Below are 5294 nucleotides of genomic sequence, written 5' to 3'. Positions count from 1 at the left end.
CTCAAAGCCAATCGAAGCGATTTCGAAAAGATCAGAATTTTGCCGCGCGTGCTTACCGATGTTTCGCATCCGAACGTTTCCACGACGCTCTGGTCCGAGACCTTGCCAACACCGCTGGTGATCAGCCCGATGGGCTCCTGCGCGCTGGTCAGGCCCGGAGCCGACATTGCCATCGCGAGGGCGGCAACCGCTCGCAGCATCCCCTACACGCTCTCCACCATGGCCACGGCCAGCATCGAAGGCATGGCGCGAGCCGTACAGGGGCCGCTGTGGTTCCAGCTTTATGTGCTCAAGGATTTCGACTTCAATCGCCAGTTGGTGAGGCGAGCGGAAGAATTTGGCTATTCGACGCTGGTGGTGACCGTTGATCTGCAAGCCGGTGGCAAGCGCGAAAAGGATCTTAGGAACGGCATATCTATCCCACTGCGGCCTTCGGCCCGGCATCTCTGGGAAGGCATGCTTCATCCTGGCTGGTCGCTGCGCCTGCTGCGCGGCGGTCTGCCCCAGTTCGAGAACGTCCGCGGCTATCTCGGTGACAACAGCGCCGGCCTGACGATCGCCGCGCGTGTTGGCGGCAGCCTCCATGCAGGTTTCGACTGGGACGATTTCCGCCAGATCCGCGACTGGTGGAAAGGCCGGCTGCTGGTCAAGGGCGTCCTGCACCCGGGCGATGCGTCGCGACTGGTGGCGGCTGGTGCCGATGGCATCTGGGTGTCCAACCATGGAGGCCGCCAGCTCGACGGTGCTGTATCGAGCATCGATGCCCTGCCCGCTATCCGTCAGGCACTTGGCGCCCAAATCCCGATCCTCATCGATTCCGGTATCCGCACGGGCACGGACATCGTCAAGGCCAAGGCACGCGGCGCCACCGTCGCGGCGATCGGCCGGGCCGCCCTGTTCGGCGCCGTGGCTGGCGAGCCCGGCGTGGCCAAGGCACTGGATATCATCCTGGACGAAGTGGTGACTTGCCTCAGGCTCTGCGGGATCCCCCGTTTTCAGGAAGCGGGATCAGAAATGATAGCATAGCGCCAAGACGAGTGCTCACGCTTGGTCAAGAGGTACAGAAAACCCCCGCTCGTCCAATATTCTTCCTCATCATGCCAAGGTTTTGCTATCGCGGTTGTGCAAGCGGCTGCGGGCGGCCGACCAATTGCCGCCCTCACACGCCGCTCCTTCCCAAGCCCAGCGGCCGCCTGTCAGAGAGCACTTGTTTGATGCACACCCGCTAGCGGCGGTCGTGATTAAATTCGAGAGGCTGCACAGTCGGATAGGCAGACTAAGGTCGGCCGCCCGGTGCTGTTTTCGGTTCCATCCACCCGTTCTTCAGAATGTCGCGAAGCACGTTGCGGATGTCTTCGCCCGCTGCCGTTGCGCCGCTCGCCCAAGCGATCGCCAGTGCCCCGAAAAAGATGTCGCGCCCGGTCATCGTCCGTCGTGCAAGCCCTTCGTCCTGTGCAGCCTTCAGGATTCGCTCCGTCGTCGCGATGACAGCATGGCAGGTCGGCGTCAGCGGGGATTCTACTCGGCAAGCCGCCCGTAACGGTTCAGGCAAGCCCTCATAAGCCAGCATCCAGTCGCCGAGAGCTTCAACCCAGAGTTCGAGTGCGCGGCCTGCATCGCTCTCCCCGGCTTCGATTTCAACGCGACGATGGTCGAGGCCTTCATAATGAAGAACTAACAGCGCAGCCAGCAGGGCGTCTTTGTTTGGAAAATGGCGGTAGAGCGTCCCTGCTCCCACGCCCGCCAGCTTCGCAATAGAATCCATCGAAACGTCAACACTGTCGTTGCCGAACGCTTGTCGCGCCACCTCGAGAATGTGCGCCCGATTATGCTGCGCGTCCCTGCGCAGGGCTGACGCGACCGAAAATTGCGACATTACTGACCTTGAACCCTTGAATACCGGAGACACTCTCCGTATCTAAAAGCCGAATCGGAGAGAGTCTCCATATAGCCCCCGGTCGATTATTCTAACAGGTCGGCATTAGCGAGCGAAACGAGGACACGATGATCAGGCAGATGATACCGGCATGCATCCGGACAACGGGCACCGCAACCTGCCTGGCGCCTGGCGCGCGCCGTCAGTAGATGCCGCGAGCTATACGAGTTTCGAGGCGGACTGCTCCGTCGGCAGCACCGCCCTGCGCGACCCTCTGGATGTCCGCTCAATACGGAATAGATCCGCGCACCATGCGCTGAGCAACCGGGCACGCCCGCCTACTGCACGGAACTGACGTTGCCTGATCTTCAGGATGCGCTGTCCACGGCGGAAAAGGCGCGCGCACCCGGAATTCGCGACGCGCTGATCAAGGGCTTCATCGAGGCGACGCCTCCCCTCCGCCACGAGCAGATCGTAGCCCGCAACCGTGAAGTCACCGCCCGCCGATGAGAAACTTCTCCGGTTCCGGTCCGAGGTGGACCAATAAGACTGTCCAAGAATTCCTTCTGTTTGTCGGGAGCAACCTGAGGGACGACGATGACGAGGTAATTTGCGACAAAGGTGAAATCCCCCTTGATGATGCGAGGCATCAGCTCCTGCGCGCGGCATGCTCCGCTGCTCAACCAGCCATAGCGCCTGACTGGCGGCAGGAGGTTAGCCGCCGCCGCCCATGGTTACGGACATAAAGGCCCGGAAGGCCGCAGCCGCCGGTTCGATTGATCTGTCACGCGACCAGGCAAGGCCAACGTCCATAGTGGGGATGGGCTCGACAAGCCCGCGCACTTCGATGCGCTGCCCCTCCAAGGACCAGGGGCGGTAAACCATGTCGGACAGGACAGTGACCCCCATGCCGGCAGCCACGAGCGACCGCACGGCCTCGACCGAACTGGTGGTAAGGACGGCGCGGAGCGAAAGGCCCGCGGCATCCCAGTAACGGGCGGCCGTCGTGCGTGCCTCGTCAACCGTCAGCATGACATAATCTTCCGCCGCCACATCGGCGAGGCTGATCTCCTGCCGCGCGAGGAGGTGATGATCAGCCGAAAGCCAGAGCCGGCGGTTCGACCGCATCAAGACCTCCTGCGCCAACTCCTTGGTGTGCTCCAGGTTCGACACCAGCATCACGGCCATGTCGATGTCCCCGCACATCAACCCGCTTTCGAGAGCGTCTCGGGGCAGTTCCAGCACCTCGACCTCGATCTCGGGATAGGTCTTTCGAAAGCGCGCGTAGTGGCGCGACATGTAGTAGCCGACGACCGTGTAGGTCATGCCCAGCCGCAGCTTGCCCGCCAGGCCTTTCCTATCGCGCAACGGGCTTCGGACGGCGGCAGCGACGGCCCCGGTGATAACACGCGCATGTTCAAGAAACCGCGCGCCCTCCATCGTCAGTCTTACGCCAGCGTGGTTACGCTCCAAAAGCCGTACGCCCAGGTCAGCCTCAAGCGTCTTTATCGCCGCAGTGACCGCCGATTGCGAGATGTTGAGTTCCACCGCGGCATGACTGACCTGTCCGCTCTCGGCGGTCGCGATAAAATAATCCAGCTGTTTCAAGGTGATGGTCATGGTGCGCCCTGGCCCAGAACCATTATCTGTTTTTTTGATATGACAATCAATAAACTACTATTTCACAAATGCCCTCGCATGCGCAAAAAATGCTGCAACGCCGCAAAGACGGCAGCTTCGAGGGGTAACAATGTGATGGCGGTGACGCTAAACTGCGACATGGGCGAAAGCTTTGGCCTCTACAAGGTTGGCGATGATATGGGCATGATGCCCATCATCGACGTTGCCAATGTCGCCTGTGGTTTTCACGCTTCCGATCCGGATCACATGCACACCGCCGTCCGCAGCGCCAAGGCGAGTGGCGTAAAGATCGGCGCCCATCCAGGCTTGCCCGACATTCAGGGTTTCGGCCGGCGCGAGATGCGGATGACCCGCGAAGAAGTCAGAAACACCATCATTTACCAGGTGGGAGCGCTTGCCGGCTTCCTCAAGGCCGAGGGTGTGGAACTCCACCACATCAAGCCGCATGGCAGCCTCTACTTCATGGCCATGCAGCAGGAGGCAATAGCCCATGGCGTGTGCGACGCGGCAGAGATTTTCGGCGTACCCCTCTTCGGCATGACGGGCACCCTGCATGAGAAGATCTATCAAGAGCGCGGTATCCCATTTGTCGCTGAGTTCTATGCCGATCTCGACTACGATGCCTCCGGCAAGCTGATCTTGACACGCGTTCATGACGCCAAGGACCCCGCAGAGATGGCCGAGCGGTGCGTACGCGCCATCAGGGAGGGCGAGGGCACGGCAGAGGACGGCAGTTTCTTCCCTGTACGCTGCGAAACCATCTGCGTGCATTCCGATACGCCGAACGCCATCGAAATAGCCCGGGCCGTGCGCACCGCAATCGCCCCCTGGCACTGAACTCGACCGAACCCGCCCGCGCGGGCGGTTCCAGATTAGTCTGTCCGCAGTTTTCCGGAGCTTTTTATGGCCCAGATTCTTTCACCTCTTCCCGGCACTTTTTATCGCAGCGCTTCGCCAGACCAGCCGCCATACAAGGCGGATGGCGACGCGGTGTCCGCCGGAGACGTAATCGGTCTCATCGAAGTGATGAAGTCGTTCCACGAAGTGAGGGCCGAGACGGCCGGTACGAACATCCGCTTCATTGCCGACAATGAGGATCCCATCATGGCCGGCGCACCTATTGCGGATCTCGACTGATGCTGAAAAAGCTTCTGGTTGCCAACCGGGGCGAGATAGCGGTCAGGATCATCCGGGCCGCGCAAGATCTGGGGATCGCCACCGTGGCGGTGTATTCGGCCGCAGACGCCGAGTCGCTCCACGTCCAGCTTGCGGACGAAGCGGTCAACATCGGCCCACCAGCTGCAAAGAAGTCCTATCTCAATGTCGAAGCAATTCTGAAGGCTGCCCGCGACACCGGTTGCGACAGTGTTCATCCAGGCTATGGGTTCCTTGCCGAGAATGCCGCGTTTTCCGACGCGGTCACAGGCGCTGCATTGGTCTTCGTCGGCCCGTCGGGAGATGCGATCCGGATGATGGGAGACAAGGTCTCGGCGCGATCGGCCGCTGCCGCTGCAGGTGTCCCCGTCGTGCCAGGCTCGGCTGGCCGGGTCGAGGGCCTCGAGGCTGGCCACGAGGTGCTGACCGCAACCGGTTTTCCGGTGATGATCAAGGCGGCGGCAGGCGGCGGCGGGCGGGGCATCCGCATCGCGAACTCGCTTGCCGAGTTCGAACAAGCCTTTCCTCAGGCCGAAGCAGAAGCCCTCGCCGCCTTTGGCGATGGTGGTCTCTCCATGGAAAAGGTGATCGGCAAGGCCCGCCATATCGAGGTGCAGGTGCT

At 61.4% G+C, this 5294-nt stretch carries 7 protein-coding genes; 5 read left to right on the top strand and 2 right to left on the bottom strand.

Going from position 1 to position 5294, the window contains the following annotated elements:
- Positions 1-1026 (top strand): alpha-hydroxy acid oxidase (locus EOA22_RS23500; RefSeq protein ID WP_164755756.1); only part of this gene is annotated, 1026 nt, incomplete at its 5' end.
- A 250-nt stretch (positions 1027-1276) separates the two neighbouring features.
- Here the strand turns inward: EOA22_RS23500 and EOA22_RS23495 are convergent.
- Entirely contained in the window at positions 1277-1876 is a 600-nt protein-coding gene (locus EOA22_RS23495; RefSeq protein WP_063167472.1) for a TetR/AcrR family transcriptional regulator, read from the bottom strand.
- A 357-nt stretch (positions 1877-2233) separates the two neighbouring features.
- Between EOA22_RS23495 and EOA22_RS23490 the strand changes: the two genes are divergently transcribed.
- Positions 2234-2386: a hypothetical protein gene (locus EOA22_RS23490; RefSeq protein ID WP_244514267.1), complete on the top strand. Its 153-nt coding sequence runs from the start codon at positions 2234-2236 to the stop codon at positions 2384-2386.
- 204 nt (positions 2387-2590) lie between these two features.
- Here the strand turns inward: EOA22_RS23490 and EOA22_RS23480 are convergent, their stop codons facing one another.
- Positions 2591-3496: a LysR family transcriptional regulator gene (locus EOA22_RS23480; protein ID WP_013533150.1), complete on the bottom strand. Its 906-nt coding sequence runs from the start codon at positions 3494-3496 to the stop codon at positions 2591-2593.
- Between the two features lie 135 nt (positions 3497-3631).
- On the opposite strand from EOA22_RS23480, the gene EOA22_RS23475 reads away from it, so the two are divergent.
- From EOA22_RS23475 to EOA22_RS23465, 3 genes are all read left to right on the top strand, one after another.
- The gene (locus EOA22_RS23475) at positions 3632-4354 is read left to right on the top strand and encodes a LamB/YcsF family protein (RefSeq protein ID WP_024502406.1); all 723 of its coding nucleotides are present in this window, start codon (positions 3632-3634) and stop codon (positions 4352-4354) included.
- A gap of 66 nt (positions 4355-4420) precedes the next feature.
- A complete protein-coding gene (locus EOA22_RS23470) occupies positions 4421-4654 on the top strand; it encodes an acetyl-CoA carboxylase (protein ID WP_013533152.1) in 234 nt (77 codons plus the stop codon).
- Positions 4654-5294 (top strand): biotin carboxylase N-terminal domain-containing protein (locus EOA22_RS23465; RefSeq protein ID WP_281040781.1); only part of this gene is annotated, 641 nt, incomplete at its 3' end. The genes EOA22_RS23470 and EOA22_RS23465, both read left to right, overlap by 1 nt.

The organism is Mesorhizobium sp. M7A.F.Ca.US.014.04.1.1, assembly GCF_003998745.1.
In the GTDB taxonomy this organism is placed as follows: domain Bacteria; phylum Pseudomonadota; class Alphaproteobacteria; order Rhizobiales; family Rhizobiaceae; genus Mesorhizobium; species Mesorhizobium ciceri.
Note: the sequence above shows the minus strand (reverse complement) of the source record. Positions and strands in the feature narration are given on the sequence as shown.

Excerpts from the sequence above, each read along its gene's own strand:
- EOA22_RS23470 (WP_013533152.1), top strand. The coding sequence starts at position 4,421 with ATGGCCCAGATTCTTTCACCTCTTCCCGGCACTTTTTATCGCAGCGCT.
- EOA22_RS23475 (WP_024502406.1), top strand. The coding sequence starts at position 3,632 with ATGGCGGTGACGCTAAACTGCGACATGGGCGAAAGCTTTGGCCTCTAC.
- EOA22_RS23495 (WP_063167472.1), bottom strand. The coding sequence starts at position 1,876 with ATGTCGCAATTTTCGGTCGCGTCAGCCCTGCGCAGGGACGCGCAGCAT.
- EOA22_RS23480 (WP_013533150.1), bottom strand. The coding sequence starts at position 3,496 with ATGACCATCACCTTGAAACAGCTGGATTATTTTATCGCGACCGCCGAG.